Origin of the sequence: Pseudomonas sp. EA_65y_Pfl1_P113, assembly GCF_963970525.1 — a bacterium.
Lineage (GTDB): Bacteria > Pseudomonadota > Gammaproteobacteria > Pseudomonadales > Pseudomonadaceae > Aquipseudomonas > Aquipseudomonas tritici.
This window is the reverse complement of record NZ_CAXAQM010000293.1, coordinates 1-557: the sequence shown is the minus strand read 5'-3', so window position 1 is coordinate 557 and position 557 is coordinate 1. Positions and strand designations below refer to the sequence as shown.

The following is a 557-nucleotide window of genomic DNA, read 5'->3' as shown; positions in this document are numbered from 1 at the left end:
ACGCCAATTGCGGAGCCGAAATATCCGCTGCCTGGCCGGCGCGCGTCAGCACAGCTGGCGGGATCACTTGCACCGAATTCAGCGAACGCCCGGTGAGGCGCAGAAAGCCGATCTGCAGCACCAGCCCCAGGCGAGTCAGCGGTGTCCGCCGCGCTCCAACCATCCGGGCGATATCATCGTCCAGCATGAAAAGCTCATCAATCTCAGCGACAGTAAGCGTGGCCGGAAACGTCGTCAGCCCCAGATACTGCGCGCGCCAATCCTGCATCGACTCGAACCCCGCCGCTTTACAGAGGAAAGGCTACAAACATCCATGACCGGAGTCCCAAAATGTCGAAAAAGCTGCACGCCACGCAAATTCAATCACTTAGAAAATTAGAACCGCCAGAAATGGCTGTTTTCCGCCATTCCCGCTACCGCTACTTTTGGGAAAAATGTTACGGGAACCCCTACAACGCCGGCCCCGGTCGGGTCCGGACCTTAGGCCGGATCCCACCATTTCGGGAAACGATCGACTACGTTGCTGCTATAACCAAGGGGTGGAGCAGCGGCGCCTA

1 protein-coding gene and 1 pseudogene are annotated in these 557 nt (G+C 58.3%); one reads left to right on the top strand and one right to left on the bottom strand.

What is annotated here, in order from left to right:
* Positions 1 to 268, bottom strand: a 268-nt coding sequence (locus tag AACY52_RS29680) for a DUF4158 domain-containing protein (RefSeq protein WP_339561281.1), incomplete at its 3' end; no start/stop codon positions are given.
* Between the two features lie 62 nt (positions 269 to 330).
* On the opposite strand from AACY52_RS29680, the pseudogene AACY52_RS29675 reads away from it, so the two are divergent.
* A pseudogene (locus AACY52_RS29675) lies at positions 331 to 557 on the top strand (hypothetical protein); the annotation flags it as partial.